This window comes from Pseudoalteromonas sp. US3C1013 (genome assembly GCF_048401115.1).
GTDB lineage: Bacteria > Pseudomonadota > Gammaproteobacteria > Enterobacterales > Alteromonadaceae > Pseudoalteromonas > Pseudoalteromonas undina.
In genome coordinates, this window is sequence record NZ_CP183075.1 from 2,808,862 (window position 1) to 2,828,083 (window position 19,222).

Here is a 19,222-nt window from a genome sequence, read left to right on the forward strand (position 1 = left end):
CATTTCTCGGAGTGGTACCTAAGTGGCGAAACAGCTTAAATTGCTAATATTAAATGCAAGTAATGATGAGCGACAGACTATACGTGCCACGCTGGAGAGACTTAGTGTGTTTGAGTTTATTGAAGCCTCAGACAGCCAAGATGCGTTAAAAATCTTAAAGAATCAAAGCGTAAATATAATCATAACCGGCTTAGATGTAGGTAAGATTGATGGTTGGCGGTTTTCACGTATGATCCGCTCTGGTTTACTTAAAACGCCGAAAAACACGCCTATTTTGCTAATTCCGCCCATTTATTGTGAGCGTATCGCCGAAACTACCGCACGTAGCTATGGTATAGATGCGGTACTGCCTTTTGAACGCCAAGATATATTGCCGCAGATACTAGCAAATGTGTTATCGAGCCATTTAGAAAAAAGTAGTCGCTTAAACCTATTGTTATTAGAACCCTTTGCCAGCAGGGCAAATGATATGAGTGAACAGTTAAAGCTAAACTTTGCAATTACTCATGTTACTAACGAAAAAGCCGCGTTAAGTGCCTATAATCAGCAGCCGTTTGCTATCGTGCTACTCGATGCCACTGCAGCACAAGCTGAGAGTTCAAATCAATTAGTTGAAAAGATTCTGCAGCATAACCCTCAACAAGCCATTGTTACTATTATTGATAAAAACGATGCCGATTACGCTGAGCAATTATTACTTTCTGGCGTTACCGATTTTATTCGTGCTCCTTACGATCCCTCATTTTTAAATAAAGTCTGTGATCATGCTGCTCGTCGAGAAGATTTTATGGTGAGCTATGCTGAGTTTGCTAATAAGGTACAGCAGCTAAGTATTAGTGAAGTTAAATATCGCGACCTGTTTTCAGCACATCAGCGTATTTTATTGCACTTAAACACGGTTGTACTTGAACTAGACCAACAAGGGAATATTCGCTTTATAAACCCTGCATGGGAATCTCTGAGCGGCTTTGGAGTTAAGTCGACCTTACAACAACCACTCACTGCTTTTTGTACCACAGAACATAAACAGTCATTACAATCAACAATTGATGATATTTTACAAGGTGGTGCGAACAAACAAAAAATAGAAGTTAAACTGAGCCAAAAAAATGGTAACTCAGTGTGGGTAGAATGTCGGCTTCAGTTAATAAAAAATAGCAGCAACAACGCCACTATCACCGCCACACTCGATAACATTCATGAGCGCAAACAAGCAGAGTTGCAATTGCGCCATTTAGCCCTGCATGACACCTTAACAGGACTACACAACCGTTATTATTTTGACCAACAGCTTAACTATATTTGCCAGAGCGAAAACACCCATACAAATATTGAACATGCGCTTATTTATATTGACCTTGACCACTTTAAAATAATAAATGACAGTAAAGGCCACCAACAAGGTGACATTGTTTTAAAAGAAGTGGCGCAGCTATTTATTGCCAATATTAGTAATGAGCATCTGATCTGCCGTGTCGGTGGCGATGAGTTTGCGGTGATACTTAAAAATACCAATTTATTGGATGCACATTTAATCGCAGAAGGAATTTGTAGTGCCATTGAAGGCAACCAATTTAAATCTGAAGAGCAAATCTATTCAATTAGTTGCTCGATTGGTTTAACCCAAATTACCGCTGATAACTGCGATCCGAATGAATGCTTAAAGCAGTCAGATATTGCGTTATATATTGCTAAAAATTTAGGTCGTAACTTAGTACATTGTTATTCAAAACAAGATGGTGAGAACAATGCGCTGCAAACGGGTTTAGAGTGGGGCCATGGGGTACGTCAAGCACTCCAACAAGACAGCATAGAGCTTCATTATCAACCCATTTGGGATTTTAAAACTAATCAGGTTGCCTACTTTGAAGTACTGCTAAGGTTAAAGCTAGACGACGAACTTATTTACCCTAATCAATTTATTCCCTCATTGGAAATGCTTAACGATACCTTTTTAATGGACCAATGTGTTATTCGTAACAGCATTGCGAGTGTTGCTGCACATCCAGAGCTTCTTCAGATTGCAATAAACTTATCGGCACAGTCATTTTTAGATGAGCGTTTGCTGCCATTAATAGAGTCGACCCTTGAGAAGTATCAAGTGTCTCCTGCGAAAATTATTTTTGAAATAACCGAATCGGCCAGTATTAATAATTTAGCGGCGACACGAAAAATGATTGAACGACTAAATAATTTAGGTTGCCACTTTTCAATTGATGACTTTGGCACCGGCTTCAGTACCTTTAATTACCTTAAACAATTACCAGCCCAACACGTAAAAATTGACGGCTCATTTGTTCGCGATATGCTCAATGACTCCATTGACTTAGCGCTAGTGAAAGCCATAAATGACATCAGTCGCTCACTAGATAAGCGCTCTGTTGCCGAATATGTAGAAACTGCAGAAGTATTTTTTGCACTTAAAGAAATTGGTATCGACTATGGGCAAGGCTACTTTATTGCTCGCCCTGTACCAATTGACAAGGTACTGATTGAGTTAGAAAAAATTAAAAACAACCCTATTTTTTATCAAGACACCCTCACGTCACTATAAACATTAATAAACAAATTTAAGCAATTTATTACTTCCAAATTTGCCCATCTAACCTATACTTTGCTTATCGGCAGCACAATGTCATGAAAATTAAGTGATTACCTTAATTTTACGTGACATCTTTATTTCTTATCGTCTAGATGTCTATACTGTTAAAGGTGGACATAGGGGCATAAGGAGGATGTTTATGACGCAACTAATCACGTTATTATTGTTTATACACTTTGCTATTGCGCTTCAATGTTACAAGTATGCCCAGATTAAAGGCTACCCTGTAAAAACCTTTACAGTGCTTGGGCTAGTCCCGTACTTTAATGTTGTTGTATGGGTTTACTTACTATTTTTACCGCCGCTAGAGAGCTACCACAGCCAGCATAAGCAGCCTCTATAATTCCCCGTGTTATTTAGCGTATTAATTAAAATACGCTTTTTTTTTTACCTATTTAAAATCAACACTACACTGCTTTTTCAAAAAGAGCTCTAATTGTTGGCTAAACAATTTAAAGTCACGAATGCGCCCTGTTGTTTTACGCCACAATACACCAATATCGCGATAGGCATCGCCTTGCGATGGCGTAGCTAGCATGTTTTTGTTTTCTAAAATACCCGCATTAATCGCCATTTGCGGCAAAAACGTCACGCCAAGTTTATACTCAACCATACTCAATAAAGTATGTAAGCTAGCCGCCTCAAAGGGGTTTATACAGCTAGAGCGATTTAAATGGCACGCACTGAGCGCATGCCCTGTCATACAGTGTTCTCGCTCAAGTAAAAATACACTGGCTTCTGGTAATAAATTAAAGTCTTCAATGCCTTTGGCTGGTGTGTAGTCTTTATGGTGCACTAAACTAAAGTGATCTTGCGCTAATACTTGGGTATGAAATTTATCGGTTTCGTAGGGCAGCGCTAATAATGCTAAGTCAATTTGACCATGCTCTAACTTATCAAGTAACTTATCGCTGGTGTCTTCAATCAGTACCAACTCTAAATCTACAAATGTTTGCTGACAAAAGTGATACAAAGGCGCTGCAATAAAGCTCGCAATCGTAGGAATAACACCTACTGTTAATGTACCACTAAGCGGTGTTAAAAAGCTTTTAGTTAACTCTTTTAAACTAATAGTATCGTTGATTATTTTTCTTGAACGCTCAACCACCTCTTCACCAATAGTGGTAAACATTAGGCTGCGATTTTCTCGCTCTATAAGCTGACATCCTAAAGTTTCCTCTAGGTTTTGAATCGCAGTACTGAGCGTTGACTGACCAATAAAACAGGCACTTGCTGCTCGGCCAAAATGTTGATGTTGATGCACAGCTAATAAATACTGCAGCTGTTTAATACTAGGGAGATTGGTCATTTTTCTTTCCACAAATAAAAAGACCCCAACACCAAGGGCATTGAGATCTTTTCAAGCTAAAAGTCTTTTAAGTACTTTTTATTAAACCCCAAAGGCGGTTCTTAGTACGTAGAAAATAACAATAGCAAGGGCAGCACCAACTGGCAATGTAATTACCCAAGAAACTACAATATTTCTTATTACACCCATGTTAAGTGCGGCAATTCCACGTGCCATACCTACACCCAACACAGCGCCTACTAGGGTTTGTGTGGTTGAAATAGGTAAGCCTGTGCCCGATGCAATAACAACGGTAGAGGCAGCAGCTAATTCAGCAGCAAAACCACGGCTTGGTGTTAAATGAGTAATACCTTCACCAATGGTTTTAATTACTTTTTTACCTAAAATAGCAAGACCGGCAACAATACCTAAACCACCTAGTGGTAATATCCACCAAGCAATAGCGGCTTTCTTCGCAATTTCACCATTGTTTTCAACAATGTTTACAACAGCAGCTAGAGGCCCAATTGCATTAGCAACATCGTTAGAACCATGAGCGAATGCCATACAACAAGCTGTTAGTACCATAAGTACCGCAAATACTTTTTCTACATTGTTAAACTGCATTTCTCTATCCGCTTTAGGATCGATATTTAAACGAGAAATAGCAATTTTACCAATAACAGCAACCAGTACCGCTATACCAATAGAAATAGCAAAACCTTCAACGGTACCTAAATTAATACCAATGTGCTTTAAGCCTTTTTTAATGGTCACAAGTGCCATGATAAAGCCAGCTAAACCCATGTATATTGGTACAAAGCGCTTTGCATTTTTAAGTGGAGCGTCGGTGTCAAAAATCAGCTTTTGCGCACTCATAAATATTAAGTAAGCTATAAAACCTGATATCGCTGGCGTTACAACCCAGCTACCTACAATACCGGCAACTTTACCCCATTGAATAGCCTCTGTACCTACTGCAACTAGAGCAAAACCAATAATAGCGCCAATGATTGAATGAGTAGTCGATACCGGCCAACCTAAAAATGAGGCCATTAATAACCAACTGCCTGCGGCGAATAAAGAGGCGATCATACCTAAAACCATCAGCTCAGGAATATCGGCAAATGGGGCCGCATCAATAATCCCTTTACGAATTGTTGATGTTACTTCACCACCCGCTAAATAAGCACCTGCGAACTCAAAAATCATCGCGATAAAAATCGCTTGTTTAATGGTAAGTGCTTTTGAACCTACTGATGTACCCATCGCGTTGGCAACGTCGTTTGCGCCAATACCATAAGCCATAAAAAAGCCGACTGCTGCGGCAATTAAAATTAATACCGTGCCGTAAGATGCAATGATATCCATTGTGTAACCTTAATCTTTCGTGTTTGAACTGATTTTAAATTAACGAGCTAACATCAGCTCAAGACGTGATCCTACGCGCTCTGCAATATCTGCAAGCTCGCCAACCCATTCAATGATTTTGTATAAAAACATCACATCAACTGGATTTAGCTCACTTTCTACTTTACGTAGTTGGCGGCGTATTCTAATTTGCATTTCATCCGTGTCTTGTTCTATGGCATCCAATTCTACGAGCATTTTTTCAACCAGAGTTACTTCTCTGCCTTTAAAGCCCGTTTCTAACAATTCTTCTAACTCATTGATCGCTTTAGATGCTTGTTTAGTTGCATCAACACAACGAGTTACGTATGCCAAAAAGTCTTCTTGAATCTCTTTTGGTATGATCATCTCACGACCAATTACACGCCCAGCAATGTCTTTTGCCTTGTTAGCAATTTTGTCTTGTTGGGTTACTAATTCGAGCAGATCTGTACGCTCTACCGGCATAAATAATCCGCCAGGTAATTGTAAACGTATAGTTCTTTTCATTTCATCAGCTTCACGTTCTATATTACGAATGGTTAAACGTAGCTCTTCTGCTTGTTGCCACTCTTCTTTAAAAACATGATTAAAAAAAGGTATCAAACTTTCGCTAGCTTGATGAGCCTTTCTGATGTGTTCTTCTATTGGCTTTATAGGTGATTTTGCAAAAACACCTAAAAAATTTGTTGGCATAACTGACCCTTTAATCAATTCAATATGCTGTTCAACCTGAATTTTACAGCATTAAGCTAGATTGTGAACGCTTTTTCTTATTCAATTATTTACAAAAAATAAAAAAGGCAGTGTATTACTGCCTTTGATATTTTTTAGTTATTCGTATCACTACAGTGATTTTTCAATATCTTCTTGAGATGTATGACGAATATCTTTGCCGTTTACAAAATAAATGACATATTCAGCGATGTTTTGACAACGATCACCGATACGCTCTAATGAGCGAACAGACCATACTAAATCCATAATTTTTGGAATTGAGCGCGGATCTTCCATCATGTAGGTCATTATTTGACGAGTAATTGCTTCATACTCTCTATCTACTTTAGCATCCTCTTTATGCACTTCAAATGCGCGTTGCACATCCATACGTGCAAACGCATCTAAAACGTCATGCAACATTTTAGATACTTGGCGACCCATATTTTCAATGTTTACTAATAAATCTTGTTGATCCTTAGTAAATGAGTCTAGTGCAACTTTAGCAATTCGCTTAGCTTCATCGCCAATTCTTTCTAAATCGGCAATGGTTTTTGCTATTGCAATAACCAAACGTAAATCACTGGCTGCTGGTTGGCGCTTAGCAATAATACGGGTGCAATCTTCATCAATACTGACTTCCATTGCATTAACCTTGTAGTCGTTTTCACGTACTTTTTGTGCCAATACCGCATCGTTTTGGCTTACTGCATCAAGCGCGCTATTAAGTTGTTGCTCAACCAATCCACCCATGCTTAATACATGGTTACGAACATCTTCTAGCTCTTGATTAAAACGACCAGAAATATGTTTATTAATGTTGTGTTCCATAATGACCTTCTTTAATAATTCATTGCTTTCGCGTTTTAACCCGACTAGCCGTAACGACCAGTAATATAATCTTCTGTTTTTTTCTTCGTAGGCGTCGTAAATAAGGTATTAGTATCAGAATACTCAATCAGCTCACCCATATACATAAACGCTGTTTGATCTGAAACACGGGCCGCTTGTTGCATGTTGTGAGTAACAATAACCACAGTAAATTTATTCTTTAAATCATTAATTAGCTCTTCGATTACTAAGGTTGAAATCGGATCGAGTGCTGATGTTGGTTCATCAAGTAGTAATACCTCAGGCTCGATCGCAATGGAGCGGGCAATAACTAAACGTTGCTGCTGACCACCCGATAAACCAAATGCGCTATCGTGCAGTCGGTCTTTTACTTCATCCCAAAGAGCCGCACCACGTAGCGATTGCTCTACCACTTCATCTAGCTTACGCTTTTCTTTAATGCCTTGCAGGCGAAGACCGTAAACCACATTCTCATAAATTGATTTTGGAAATGGGTTTGGACGCTGAAACACCATGCCGACATTACGACGAAGGGCTGCAACATCAACGCTTTTATCGTAAATATTTTGTCCATGCAGCATGATTTCGCCTTCAATACGACAAATATCAACCAAGTCGTTCATGCGGTTAATACAACGTAATAAGGTTGATTTACCACAACCTGACGGGCCGATAAATGCCGTTACTTGGCCTTTAGGAATATTCATATTTACTTTACTCAGTGCTTGTTTATCACCGTAGTAAAGGTCGAGATCTTTAATTTCTAGCGCTTTTTGTTCGTCTGTTAAATTATTTAAATCTAACTTCAAGCTTGGCTTTGCTTGGTTTACTTTTGGAGCGACTGTAATCATGTTTGTTACCTATACTAAATTAATGCTCAAGCGATCTGAATTTTTCACGTAAATGGTTACGTATACCAATGGCTGTGATGTTAAGGGTAATAATAACCGACACTAACAAAAAGGCCGTTGCATATACCAGCGGACGCGCCGCTTCAACGTTCGGACTTTGAAAGCCAACATCGTAAATATGAAAACCTAAGTGCATGAACTTTCTGTCTAAATGTATATATGGGAAGTTACCATCAAGCGGTAACGTTGGCGCCATTTTTACCACACCCACCAGCATAAGCGGTGCGACTTCACCCGCAGCACGAGCAACCGCTAAAATTAATCCCGTCATAATTGCAGGGCTGGCCATAGGAATAATGATTCGCCATAGCGTTTCTACCTTAGTCGCACCCAGTGCTAATGAACCATCGCGCACTGTACTAGGAATACGAGATAAACCTTCTTCGGTTGACACTATTACCACAGGCAACGTTAATATAGCCAAGGTAAGTGCCGACCACATCACACCAGGTGTACCAAATACAGGGGTAGGCGATGACTCAGGATAAAATAATTGGTCAACACTACCACCAACCATATAAACAAAGAAGCCTAAGCCAAATACGCCGTATACAATAGACGGAACACCCGCCAAGTTAATAACCGCAATACGGATCATTTTAGTAATTGCGTTTTTAGCCGCATATTCATGTAAGTAAATAGCAGCAACCACGCCAAATGGCGTTACAATAACAGCCATTAACATCACCATAAATACCGTACCAAAAATAGCAGGAAATACGCCACCTTCGGTATTGGCTTCACGTGGGTCATCTGAAACAAACTTACCTAACTGCACAAAGTAATGACCTAGTTTAGCAAAAAAGCCCATATCGTTTGGAAACCATACATCCAACACTTGATATAGCGGGATTGTAACAACCTCACCACGCATATCCTTTACGGTTACTTGGTCACGTTTAGCCTGTTTACGCAGTGCGAATAACTCTTTTTCTAATTCGCCATATTTCGTACGTAAATCAGCACGCGCTTGAGCAAGTTCAGCAACACGTTCGTCGGTTAGCTCGTTATCAAGCAAGTAGGCTTTTTCCTGTAAACGTAAACGCTCTAGCTCATAGTTAATATGCCCTATGTCGCCATTTTGTAAATCAAGCGCTTCGTCGTTTAAGTCAACCGCACGCTCTACAAGGTCATGTAAGGTTTCAACTTTATCAGCTGTTACCGTCTGACCATCTTTAATGACGCTTTCTACATACCCGTAAAAATTACCGTTTTTGCTGCGCTCAAACACCGCAAGTGCTTTAGGCGCTGAGCTTTGTTTGATATCGGTTTCGAGTATCCAGCGAAAATCTAAATCAACATACTCACGGTTACCCGTTTTAATTAGTAAACGCTCAACCTCGTCTTTTTCAAATTTAGAAACATCAATACCGGTTGCCGCTAAACGCGACTTAGGTACTAATTCACGGTCATAAATTTCACCAATAACGGTTTGCTTAGCAATTGAACCTTCAAGCTCATACTGCATAACTTGAGATGGCCAAAAAAAGCTTAGTCCCTTCCATGCAATCATGGCGAGTAAACCAATTACTGAAATTAAACTAATGCTGACAGCACCACCGGTCATCCAAATCCAAGGAGAACCAGACCTAAACCACTGCTTTACCATGTCGTGTTTCTCCACTTACATTGAGCTGTATTTTTCACGCAGCTGCTGACGAACAAACTCAGCAACTGTGTTGAAAATAAAGGTGAATATGAATAATACAAAGGCGGCTAAGAATAGAATTCGGTAATGCGAACTCCCTACTTCCGACTCAGGCATTTCGACGGCGATATTAGCGGCTAAGGTACGCATGCCTTGGAAAATACTCCAATCCATAATTGGGGTATTACCGGTAGCCATAAGTACAATCATAGTTTCGCCTACGGCACGGCCTAATCCCATCATTACTGCAGAAAAAATACCTGGGCTGGCGGTTAATAACACCACACGAATTAGGGTTTGCCACTGCGTAGCACCTAAAGCTAACGAGCCATTTGATAAATGTTTAGGCACACTAAATACCGCATCTTCGGCAATTGAGAAAATAGTTGGAATAACCGCAAAGCCCATCGCGATACCCACTACTAATGAATTACGCTGATCGAAGGTCATGCCTAATTCATTAGTTAGGTATTGACGCACATTGCCATCAAACATCCATAACTCAATACTTTCGCTCATCGCAAACGACAACCAACCAATAAATAACACCACTGGTATTAATAAAATTGAATGTGAGCCTTCAGGGATTTTATGGCGAATAACCGCAGGTAATTTATTCCAGCCTAAAGCGGTTGCTAAAATACCCAATGGCAGTAACACCAGTAAACCAACAATAGCCGGCAAGTGCTCTTCAATTAAAGGCGCTAACCACAAGCCAGCTAAAAAGCCGAGTATTACCGTAGGCAGAGCTTCCATTATTTCAACCGTTGGCTTTACCACACGGCGCAATTCGCTCGACATAAAATAAGCAGTATAAATAGCGGCTGAAATAGCAATAGGTACAGCAAATAACATTGCGTACATAGCAGCTTTTAAAGTACCAAATGAAATTGGCACTAGTGAAAACTTCGATTCAAAATCATCACTGGCAGAAGTAGATTGCCAAATATAACCCGGCTCAGGATAGCCTTCGTACCACACCTCTTGCCAAAGCGCTGACCACGTTACTTCTGGATGCTCGTTATGAATTTCTAAAACCGTCAGCTTGTTATCAGCTAAAATTAGCGCCGCATTTGAACGCGGAGCGATGGCAAACTGCTCAATTGCACCGTCACTGACTTTACCTTGCCATAACTTTGCTTCGCTGGTTGTGTAATAAAGCCCTAATTCACCATTTTGACCTGTTGTAAAAAAGGTACGACGATAAAACTCAGTAAAAATATTCAGCTTGCTTTGTTTGGTAGTTTCAAACGAACGGATTTTTTGAAATTCACGCCCTGAGTCTGTATTGATTTCAAACCACTGGGATATTTCACCGTTATCATTGGCCAACATCAGTGAGTTTGCACCAGCCAATAGTTGTGATGACACTATATTCGCGTTTTCTTCATTGGCAGATAATAATTGAATTTGCTCAACTTCACTTGGGTAGCGGGTATCGAATACGTAAATTTGATTGGCAGAACGAACAAATGTGCGGGTGGTATCTGGCGACATTAATAGCTCATCTACGCGACCATCAACGTTAAGCTCGGTGCGTTCTACTTGCCATTCAACTTCACCGGTAAACATATTTTCTTCGGCTACAAAGCTACTAAATACCACACGTTTATCGGCAGTAAGTGCCACAACGGCTGTTTTGTCTTCATAATGGCTAAAGGCAAAACGCTTAATAGCGGCACCTTGCTCATCAACTTCGAGTGCCATTTCACCCAGTGGATAACCTAAACGCGGAGTTAGCTTACGCTCATTATTAGGGAAGGTGACTAAAAACTTAGGCGCTACAATTGTCACTGTGCCATTTTCTAAACCATACGCATAATGCCCTTGAAAGGGAGCACTATTTGCAAAACTGGTTACCTGCGCGGGTAAAGTAGCATTAAGTGTTTTTAGTTTTTTACCAAACTTTGCTTTATCAACACTGTAGAAGTTAACTTGACCTTGATCATCAAGTAAATAAGCAACCTCAGTTTGCTCCTCAACACCAAGCCCTACTATTTGCTCAGCATTAGCAACATTAAAGCTAGCGCGTTTTTCAACTTTAGCTGACTCGAAAATAGGCTGCACTACATAAAGAAGGTAAAAGAAGATCAATAGCAGTGCTATTAATACCATTATACCGCCTGCGGTTATGCCAAACTTAGCAAACCGGTCTTTAAATAGACGGCTTCGATCCGTATTAAAAGTCGGTTTATTCGGATTTGAAGTCATCAAAACACCCTTATATCTTAACGTTGGGCGCATTATATTTCATCAAAGTGACAGTAATGTTACAGTCGTAATAATTCTTTACTTATATAGAGTCTGTTTGTCTTTGCAGATTAAACTTTCAGCTTTATGAGTGGATTTTAAGCAAAATCACGATTTTAAATAAGATTAAAGTATTGTTTGTAGTAGTGATTGTATTTATTTATACGTTCTTAATGAACTAAATCAATTATTAATTGGACAAACTATTTATCCAAGACAATACTCTATGGGCATCTAATATAACAACAACAAAGTAACCTCTTAAGATGTAACAATCCTTTTGTGGTTAGCTTTTACATACATTTAGAATCACATACATTAGATAGCATCACTTAATGCCTATGCATTTATTTTTTCATTTGGGCTTAAAAAGAGAACTATTATGAAGCAGTTGGTAATAACTATTTTAGGGGAAGATCGCCCCGGTTTAGTAGAAAGTATTTCATCGGTTATATTAGAAAACCATGGCAATTGGTTAAGCAGTAATTTGAGTCACTTACTCGGGCACTTTGCAGGCATTATACAGGTTGAAGTGGCTGAAGAGCATTTACAGACATTTCAAAATGCGCTCAATGGGCTTCCTAAGTTAGATGTTCGCATTGAAAAGGGCAACACTGAAATTGAGCCTGTAGAGCTTGAGCAACTTAATTTTGTGATCACCGGTAACGATCGCCCTGGTATAGTGCAAGAGCTAGCAAGTGTTATTCGCCATAAAGGCGCGAACATTACAAACTTAAACTCTAGGCAGCAAAGTGCGCCAAACTGGGGAGTGCCTATATTTAGTGCTGTTGCCACCGTGAGCCTGCCTAACGGATTGAATAAAGAAGAGGTTATTAATGCACTTGAGTCAATTACGAGTGACTTAGTGGTTGATGTAGAGCAAAGTTAAATCAGCTTAATTATCATGAACACGAAAAAGGCGCTAATTATAGCGCCTTTTTTATGCATAACACCCAGTGCTACATGTCTGCATGACGATTAATACTTTGCATCATCTGCTTCAAACCTTGCTCTTCGAGCTGTAAGATCTCCCCTAGCTTTTCTTGAGCCTCTGGTGACTGCGCTTTATCTGCCAAATAACTGTATGCATTTAATACTTTTTGATGCTGCTGAGATAAATACTCTTGAATCGCTAGTTCATCTAGCTCATTACTGCGATCTAAATCAGTAAAGCTGATGATTTCTGAGTGCTCTGAAAAATATTCATAGCAGTATGTATCTAAAGTCTTTATTTCAGTGATTGCTTTAAAGCCAATTAAATCCTCAGCGAGTTTTTTTTCATACTCAACACAATAATCGATTAACTGTTTGTTATGCTCTCCAAGTAAATCCCTTACGCTAAAAAAATTAGCCGCCATTTGTGTATGAAACTGAACGGTCCAATCGAACACTTCTTGAATTGTTTTAACTTGCATGTGCGTTCCTTACTTTTTAAAACCTATTGGTTAAATAGATGCGTGAATCATGCCAATAAGAAATGCAATAAAATCAGTAGATAAAGAAAGGATTGCCTAACTTGTACTGATATTTTCAGTACAAGTTACACAATCAGTGTAAATATTATAGGTTGCGCTTTCGCCATAATAAATACACCGCGGGTAATACCAGCAATGTTAAAATAATAGCGCTAAACATACCGCCAACCATGGGGGCGGCTATTCGGCTCATTACTTCACTCCCCGTGCCTGTGCCATAAAGCACCGGTAATAAGCCAATCACTATGGTTGCCACTGTCATCATTACCGGACGTACTCGTAGACCCGCACCTTCTAGTATCGCCTGTTTAAGCTGCTCTATACTCAAACTTTTACCCATTTTAGAAGCCGCCTCTACCTGCGCTTTATAGGCTTGGTTTAAATACACCAACATTATAACGCCTATTTCTACGGCCACCCCAGCAAGGGCAATAAAGCCGACCCCCACAGCAACAGAGAAGTTAAAGCTTTCTAAGTACATTAGCCAGATACCTCCTATCATCGCCAGTGGTAAAGTCGCCATAATAATAAATACCTCAGTGAAACTTCTAAAGTTAAGGTAAAGCAGTACTACAATAATGGCTAAGGTAAGCGGTAACACATAACTCAGTTTGGCTTTGGCACGCTCCATGTATTCGTATTGCCCTGCCCAAGTTATAGAGTATCCAGCAGGTAAAATTAGCTGCTCGTTTAGTAATTGCTGAGCATTTGCTACATAACTACCAATATCTGTATCTTTAATATCAATAAAGCTCCAACCATTTAAACGGGCATTTTCACTTTTTATCCCAGGAGGGCCATCACTAATAAATACATCCGCCACATCAGCAAGTGCGATACGTTGACCCGTTGGAGTAACAATAGGTAAAAGCATCAGTTCTTCAGGGGAGTCACGGTACGCTTGTGGATAACGAAGATTTACAGGGTAGCGCTCTTGACCCTCAACCGTTTCAGTCACATTCATGCCACCAACAGCGGTTGCGACTACTTGTTGCACATCAGCAATATTTAAACTGTAGCGCGCTGCTTTTTCACGGTTAATATCTACTTTAATATAACGTCCACCCGCTACACGCTCTGAGTAAACAGACGCCGTACCGGGAAGATCTTTAAGTAATACCTCTATTTGTTGACCTATTTTTTGAATTTCATTCAAATTTGGCCCCGCGACTTTTATACCCACAGGGGTTTTAATCCCTGTAGCCAGCATGTCTATCCGCGTTTTAATTGGCATTACCCAAGCGTTCGTCAGCCCAGGAAACTTAACTAAAGCATCCAGCTCTTGTTTGAGCTTTTCAGTGGTCATGCCTTCGCGCCACTGCTCCTTAGGCTTAAACTGTATAAAGGTTTCAATCATGGTCAGTGGTGCCGGATCGGTTGCCGTTTCCGCTCGTCCAATTTTACCAAATACGGTTTTTACCTCGGGCACAGTGGCAATCAATTTATCGGTTTGCTGCAATAGCTCGCGCGCTTTACCTATTGAAATTCCTGGGTAAGTAGTCGGCATATACATTAGATCCCCCTCATCAAGAGGTGGAATAAATTCACTGCCTATTTTATTTACCGGATAAAAGCCCACTAAAGTGATAACTAGCGCAATCAGCAAGGTGCTTTTTGGAAATTTGAGTACTAGGTTTAACAGCGGCTTATAACTATTTACCAGTAAACGGTTAACTGGATTTTTATTTTCAGATATCACCTTACCCCGAATGAAATAACCCATCAGTACGGGTACTAAGGTAATTGCTAATCCAGCAGAAGCTGCCATTGCATAGGTTTTTGTATACGCTAATGGCGCAAACATTCGTCCTTCCTGAGCTTCTAAAATAAATACCGGCATAAAACTCACTGTAATTATTAATAAGCTAAAAAATAACGCAGGCCCAACTTCACTGGCAGAGTCAATCACCACTTGCCAACGGTTTTCATCTGTTAGTGGCTGTTTCTCCATGTGCTTGTGCATATTTTCAATCATCACAATCGCACCATCGGTCATAGCACCAATCGCTATAGCAATCCCGCCTAATGACATGATATTGGCGTTAATACCCTGCCAGTACATAATAATAAAAGCGGTGAGTATGCCTAACGGTAAGGTAATAATAGCCACCAGCGATGAGCGTACATGGAATAAAAACACCACACACACTAAAGCCACTACAATAAGCTCTTCCATTAATTTAGAAGTGAGGTTATCAACTGCGTCTTTTATTAAATGAGAGCGGTCGTACACAGGTACAATTTCAACCCCCTCTGGTAGCCCTTTTTTAAGTGACTCTAATTTAGCTTTAACGAGCTCTATGGTTTTTTGCGCGTTTTCACCAAAACGCATAACCACTACGCCACCTGCCACCTCGCCTTCGCCGTTAAGCTCGGCAACACCGCGGCGCATTTGCGGACCTAAACGCACATTAGCAACATCACGTAACTGTAGTGCAGTACCGTTAGCGTTTATACCTAAAGGAATGGCTTCTAAATCAGCAACACTTTTTACGTAGCCAGTACTGGTGACCATGTATTCAGCTTCTGCCATCTCAACTACCGATGCACCCATTTCTTGATTGCCTTGCTTAATGGCAGTTTGAATAAGGCTTAGCGGAATACCATAAGCACGAAGCTTATCGGGCTGAACGTTTACTTGGTATTGTTTGACCATGCCGCCTACCGATGCCACTTCGGACACACCGGGTACAGTTTGCAGTTCAAATTTTAAAAACCAATCTTGTAAACTGCGTAATTGGCTGATGTCATGCTTACCGGTGGTATCAGTGAGTGCATATAAATACACCCAGCCAACGCCGGTGGCATCGGGGCCAAGCTCTGCAATTGCCGTACTAGGCAAACGGGCAGATACTTGACTTAGATATTCCTGAACACGACTTCGTGCCCAGTATAAATCGGTGTCTTCGTCAAAAATAACGTACACATAGGAGTCGCCAAAAAACGAAAAGCCGCGTACTGTTTGCGCCCCAGGTACCGATAGCATTGCCGTGGTAATTGGGAATGTAACCTGATCTTGCACTACTTGCGGCGCTTGCCCAGGATAAGATGTTTTAACAATAACCTGTACATCTGATAAATCGGGTAAGGCATCTACAGGCGTATTTTTTACAGAATACAAGCCACCACCAATCAGTATTGCGGTCAGTAATAAAACAAAAAAACGGTTAACAACAGACCAGCGAATAATTGCAGTAATCATAACCACTCCTACTCATGTTGACTGTGCGAAGCATGCACAGGCGTTATTGTATGAATCACAAACTCACCTTGCTCAATGCTAAAGGTAAAAGTAACTTCATCATTAGGCTTGAGCATCTCAGTCATTACATTTTTTGCTAGCATAAAGTCCATTGTTGCAGGTCCTCGGCCCCACTTTTCAATTGCCTCACGGCTGATATTCACAATTCGATTATTAGCATCAATACTATTAATTACTCCATTTACAGTTGCCGTATTTGGGTTGGCATCACTCATTTGCATACTGTTATGCGAAACTGCTTGCATACGTTTAAAGTCAGAGTTTTTACTCGACTCTGAATCAATTAAAAACTGTGCTGAAGTAACCACTTCATCGTCTGCCATAACACCTGATAAAATTTCGGTATTAGCCGCATCACTTCGCCCTAAAGTTACCTCGACCGATTTAAAACGACCTTCCCCAAGTGCAACTACAACACGGTTTTGGCTACCAGTGCGAATAACAGCTTCTTTAGGTACGATTAACTGTTTTTCAGCTACTTGACTATGAATACTGACTTGAGCAAACATATTAGGCTTTAACTGATGGCCTTGGTTATCAAAGCGCAAACGTACTCTTAAAGTACGATTTTTAGCATCTAAGGTAGGGTAAATATAATCCACTTGCCCTTGCCAGCGTTGGCCACTTAAATAATCGAGTGTCATGGTTACAGGCAAGCCAACACGAATAAGTTCTGCTTGGCGCTCAAATACCTCAGCCTCAACCCATACTTCATCAAGCTGAGCAATACTCATCATTGAGGTATCAGGTTTAACATAAAATCCTTCACGAATATTAAGTTCATCAACAACACCACCTTGGCGGGCATAAAACGTTATGTTTTGCAGTACTTGCTGACCTTTTTGCAGACGTGAAATAAAGCCATCAGACACATTGAGTGATTTTAAACGGGCTTTAGCGGCACGAATTAGCACCGGATTATTGCGCTTTAACGCTAACACAAATTCTTCTTGTGCATTCACTAGCTGTGGTGAATATAAGGTATAAAGTGGCTCATCTTGTTTAACCTGATCACCCGCGGCTTTAACGTATAAGGTTTCGACCCATCCCTCTACGCGCGGATGAATATGAATTAGCTGGTCTTGGTTGTATTGCACATAACCTACCGTGTTAACTTCATTTTCAAGTGCAGCAAACGCAACAGGGGCGGTACGCACACCTAAATTATTAATCACTGTGGGTGAAATTTGAATACTGCCAGGCCCTTCATTTGCGCCACTGTCTGACTCTTCGTAAACAGGCACTAAATCCATGCCCATGGGCGATAAACCAGGTTCATCTCGGCGATAATTACTGTCCATGGGTGCGACCCAATAAAGCGGCTCTTTTTTACTACTGGCTTTACTGTCAGTTGGCATAGAGTGCTCACTAGGTAAGCTTAATAATATCCCCGTAGTTAATGCCGCACTACATATAGCCACCAGTAATAATTTTAAATTAGTATTCATAGCTCGGCTCCTGCTGTGGTGTGTTTTTTAAGCTGGTATCATCAGCACTGGCGTAATAATTTAACCTTGCGATAATTATCTTTTGATCAACATGAATGTTTAGGGCGTCTATCTTGGCATTTAATTGACTAATACGCGCTTGCATCACATCTGAGAAATTACCATCATCGCGAGTGTAGGCATTTAGGGTCGCTTGAGCTTGCTCAGCCATTTGCGGCAGCAGCTTGGCTTGATAAAGCTCGGCGCGCTGATGAAGCCGCGCTAACTGGCTAACTTCCTTAAAGTACATCCCTTGTAGCTTTTTAAGGGCTATTAATTTTTGTGTTTTAGCTTCTTCGCTATCAGCAATGGCAGCATTTACTAGTTGGTCTTGGCGGTTATCGGTAAACAGCGGTAAATCAATACTTATACCCACAGAGAAAAGGTCTGCTCGCGAGCCACCCATTGGCATGTCATCACGATAACCGTACCCCATATTAACGCCAATTTGCGGTTTATAGCCTTGCTCAGCCACACTAATTTGAGTTTGCTTTGCCACTATTGCATTATCCATTGCCATAATTGCAGGGTGCTTTAATAGCATGGTCATTAATTGCTGATACTCTAACTCGGTGTAGATTTTTAATGCTGTAAGCTCTGAAAAGTCATCACTGACAGGCAGGCTCAGCATAGCGATAGGCAACCATTGTGTTAGCCGCTTTTTAGCACCTTGTAGCTGCTGCTCCAGTTGCATTAATTTATCTTCAAGGCGGGTTAACTCTAATTGCGCTCGAATAATATCTTGTTGGCGTGTTTTGCCCACCGAGCTTACATAGCTTGATTCTGTAATATCAATGAGCTGAGTAAACAAAGCTTTATCTTGCTCAATTAGTGCAATGCTTCGTTGCGCTCTATAAGCATTGAGCCATGACTCAGTAACTATGGTTTTTACTTGCGCGAGTCTATCTTTACGCAGCCAAGGCTCTGCTGCAGCTGACTGAGAAAGGGCCTTTTGTTGAAGTGCTAGGCTATCGCCTCGGCTCAGTGATTGGCTAATTCCCACTTTAAATTGGGTCATATTTTCTTGATCAAAAGCAAAACCATTAGTTGGTAGGTTCATTAACCCTAATGTAAGCACTGGATCGGGTAAGGTTCCTGCGGCAATACTTTTTGCTTCAATTGATGATTGTTTTTGCTTGCTAGCTTTAAGCCAGGGCTCATGGTTTAAGGCATAGTTAATTGCCTCATTTAAACCTAGTTCAGCACTGTGTACAGAGACACTAATACTCAACAAGCTACTTATACACACGGATTTTAATACTGCGAAGTGATTCATCACTTGCTCCACTTAAATTTAAAAATAACGAATGAAAACGATTAAATTTATAAGCAGATAGATGA

The 19,222-nt window shown here is 40.4% G+C and carries 14 protein-coding genes; 3 read left to right on the forward strand and 11 right to left on the reverse strand.

What is annotated here, in order from left to right; translation table 11 throughout:
* The first annotated feature begins 22 nt into the window (after positions 1-22).
* Positions 23-2,554, forward strand: coding sequence for an EAL domain-containing protein (locus tag ACNSN2_RS13105; protein WP_109874055.1), 2,532 nt, complete (start codon positions 23-25; stop codon positions 2,552-2,554).
* Positions 2,555-2,741: 187 nt separating this feature from the next.
* Positions 2,742-2,945, forward strand: a complete 204-nt coding sequence (locus ACNSN2_RS13110) for a hypothetical protein (protein WP_010391740.1) — start codon at positions 2,742-2,744, stop codon at positions 2,943-2,945.
* 48 nt (positions 2,946-2,993) lie between these two features.
* On the opposite strand, the gene ACNSN2_RS13115 is transcribed toward ACNSN2_RS13110, so the two are convergent.
* The 7 genes from ACNSN2_RS13115 to ACNSN2_RS13145 all read right to left on the reverse strand — a co-directional run bounded on the left by ACNSN2_RS13115 (position 2,994) and on the right by ACNSN2_RS13145 (position 11,618).
* On the reverse strand, positions 2,994-3,911 hold the full coding sequence (locus ACNSN2_RS13115) for a hydrogen peroxide-inducible genes activator (protein ID WP_054202636.1): 918 nt from the start codon (positions 3,909-3,911) through the stop codon (positions 2,994-2,996).
* 81 nt (positions 3,912-3,992) lie between these two features.
* Positions 3,993-5,261, reverse strand: a complete 1,269-nt coding sequence (locus tag ACNSN2_RS13120) for an inorganic phosphate transporter (protein WP_055012403.1) — start codon at positions 5,259-5,261, stop codon at positions 3,993-3,995.
* A gap of 39 nt (positions 5,262-5,300) precedes the next feature.
* The gene (locus ACNSN2_RS13125; RefSeq protein WP_010391736.1) at positions 5,301-5,975 is read right to left on the reverse strand and encodes a TIGR00153 family protein; all 675 of its coding nucleotides are present in this window, start codon (positions 5,973-5,975) and stop codon (positions 5,301-5,303) included.
* Between the two features lie 150 nt (positions 5,976-6,125).
* Positions 6,126-6,827: a phosphate signaling complex protein PhoU gene (gene phoU / locus ACNSN2_RS13130; RefSeq protein ID WP_010391735.1), complete on the reverse strand. Its 702-nt coding sequence runs from the start codon at positions 6,825-6,827 to the stop codon at positions 6,126-6,128.
* A 44-nt stretch (positions 6,828-6,871) separates the two neighbouring features.
* Entirely contained in the window at positions 6,872-7,699 is an 828-nt protein-coding gene (gene pstB / locus ACNSN2_RS13135) for a phosphate ABC transporter ATP-binding protein PstB (protein ID WP_008114812.1), read from the reverse strand.
* A gap of 19 nt (positions 7,700-7,718) precedes the next feature.
* Positions 7,719-9,368 carry a phosphate ABC transporter permease PstA gene (pstA, locus tag ACNSN2_RS13140; protein ID WP_054202637.1) on the reverse strand — a complete coding sequence of 550 codons (1,650 nt, stop codon included), beginning with the start codon at positions 9,366-9,368 and terminating at the stop codon, positions 7,719-7,721.
* A 15-nt stretch (positions 9,369-9,383) separates the two neighbouring features.
* Positions 9,384-11,618: an ABC transporter permease subunit gene (locus tag ACNSN2_RS13145; RefSeq protein WP_076921869.1), complete on the reverse strand. Its 2,235-nt coding sequence runs from the start codon at positions 11,616-11,618 to the stop codon at positions 9,384-9,386.
* A 421-nt stretch (positions 11,619-12,039) separates the two neighbouring features.
* On the opposite strand from ACNSN2_RS13145, the gene ACNSN2_RS13150 reads away from it, so the two are divergent.
* A complete protein-coding gene (locus ACNSN2_RS13150; RefSeq protein ID WP_010391731.1) occupies positions 12,040-12,546 on the forward strand; it encodes a glycine cleavage system protein R in 507 nt (168 codons plus the stop codon).
* Positions 12,547-12,616: 70 nt separating this feature from the next.
* Here ACNSN2_RS13150 and ACNSN2_RS13155 read toward each other — a convergent pair whose 3' ends face one another.
* The 4 genes from ACNSN2_RS13155 to ACNSN2_RS13170 all read right to left on the reverse strand — a co-directional run bounded on the left by ACNSN2_RS13155 (position 12,617) and on the right by ACNSN2_RS13170 (position 19,157).
* A complete protein-coding gene (locus ACNSN2_RS13155) occupies positions 12,617-13,072 on the reverse strand; it encodes a hypothetical protein (RefSeq protein ID WP_418607677.1) in 456 nt (151 codons plus the stop codon).
* Between the two features lie 145 nt (positions 13,073-13,217).
* On the reverse strand, positions 13,218-16,334 hold the full coding sequence (locus ACNSN2_RS13160) for an efflux RND transporter permease subunit (protein WP_418607679.1): 3,117 nt from the start codon (positions 16,332-16,334) through the stop codon (positions 13,218-13,220).
* An 8-nt stretch (positions 16,335-16,342) separates the two neighbouring features.
* Positions 16,343-17,842: an efflux RND transporter periplasmic adaptor subunit gene (locus ACNSN2_RS13165; protein ID WP_418607681.1), complete on the reverse strand. Its 1,500-nt coding sequence runs from the start codon at positions 17,840-17,842 to the stop codon at positions 16,343-16,345.
* On the reverse strand, positions 17,832-19,157 hold the full coding sequence (locus ACNSN2_RS13170) for a TolC family protein (protein WP_418607683.1): 1,326 nt from the start codon (positions 19,155-19,157) through the stop codon (positions 17,832-17,834). Before ACNSN2_RS13170 ends, ACNSN2_RS13165 begins: the two co-directional genes overlap by 11 nt.
* Positions 19,158-19,222: the final 65 nt, after the last annotated feature.

Bases quoted from the DNA above. Each gene is read 5' to 3' on its own strand.
- ACNSN2_RS13110 (WP_010391740.1), top strand. From the start codon at position 2,742: ATGACGCAACTAATCACGTTATTATTGTTTATACACTTTGCTATTGCG.
- ACNSN2_RS13115 (WP_054202636.1), bottom strand. From the start codon at position 3,911: ATGACCAATCTCCCTAGTATTAAACAGCTGCAGTATTTATTAGCTGTG.
- ACNSN2_RS13120 (WP_055012403.1), bottom strand. From the start codon at position 5,261: ATGGATATCATTGCATCTTACGGCACGGTATTAATTTTAATTGCCGCA.
- ACNSN2_RS13125 (WP_010391736.1), bottom strand. From the start codon at position 5,975: ATGCCAACAAATTTTTTAGGTGTTTTTGCAAAATCACCTATAAAGCCA.
- phoU (WP_010391735.1), bottom strand. From the start codon at position 6,827: ATGGAACACAACATTAATAAACATATTTCTGGTCGTTTTAATCAAGAG.
- pstB (WP_008114812.1), bottom strand. From the start codon at position 7,699: ATGATTACAGTCGCTCCAAAAGTAAACCAAGCAAAGCCAAGCTTGAAG.
- pstA (WP_054202637.1), bottom strand. From the start codon at position 9,368: ATGGTAAAGCAGTGGTTTAGGTCTGGTTCTCCTTGGATTTGGATGACC.
- ACNSN2_RS13145 (WP_076921869.1), bottom strand. From the start codon at position 11,618: ATGACTTCAAATCCGAATAAACCGACTTTTAATACGGATCGAAGCCGT.
- ACNSN2_RS13150 (WP_010391731.1), top strand. From the start codon at position 12,040: ATGAAGCAGTTGGTAATAACTATTTTAGGGGAAGATCGCCCCGGTTTA.
- ACNSN2_RS13155 (WP_418607677.1), bottom strand. From the start codon at position 13,072: ATGCAAGTTAAAACAATTCAAGAAGTGTTCGATTGGACCGTTCAGTTT.
- ACNSN2_RS13160 (WP_418607679.1), bottom strand. From the start codon at position 16,334: ATGATTACTGCAATTATTCGCTGGTCTGTTGTTAACCGTTTTTTTGTT.
- ACNSN2_RS13165 (WP_418607681.1), bottom strand. From the start codon at position 17,842: ATGAATACTAATTTAAAATTATTACTGGTGGCTATATGTAGTGCGGCA.
- ACNSN2_RS13170 (WP_418607683.1), bottom strand. From the start codon at position 19,157: ATGAATCACTTCGCAGTATTAAAATCCGTGTGTATAAGTAGCTTGTTG.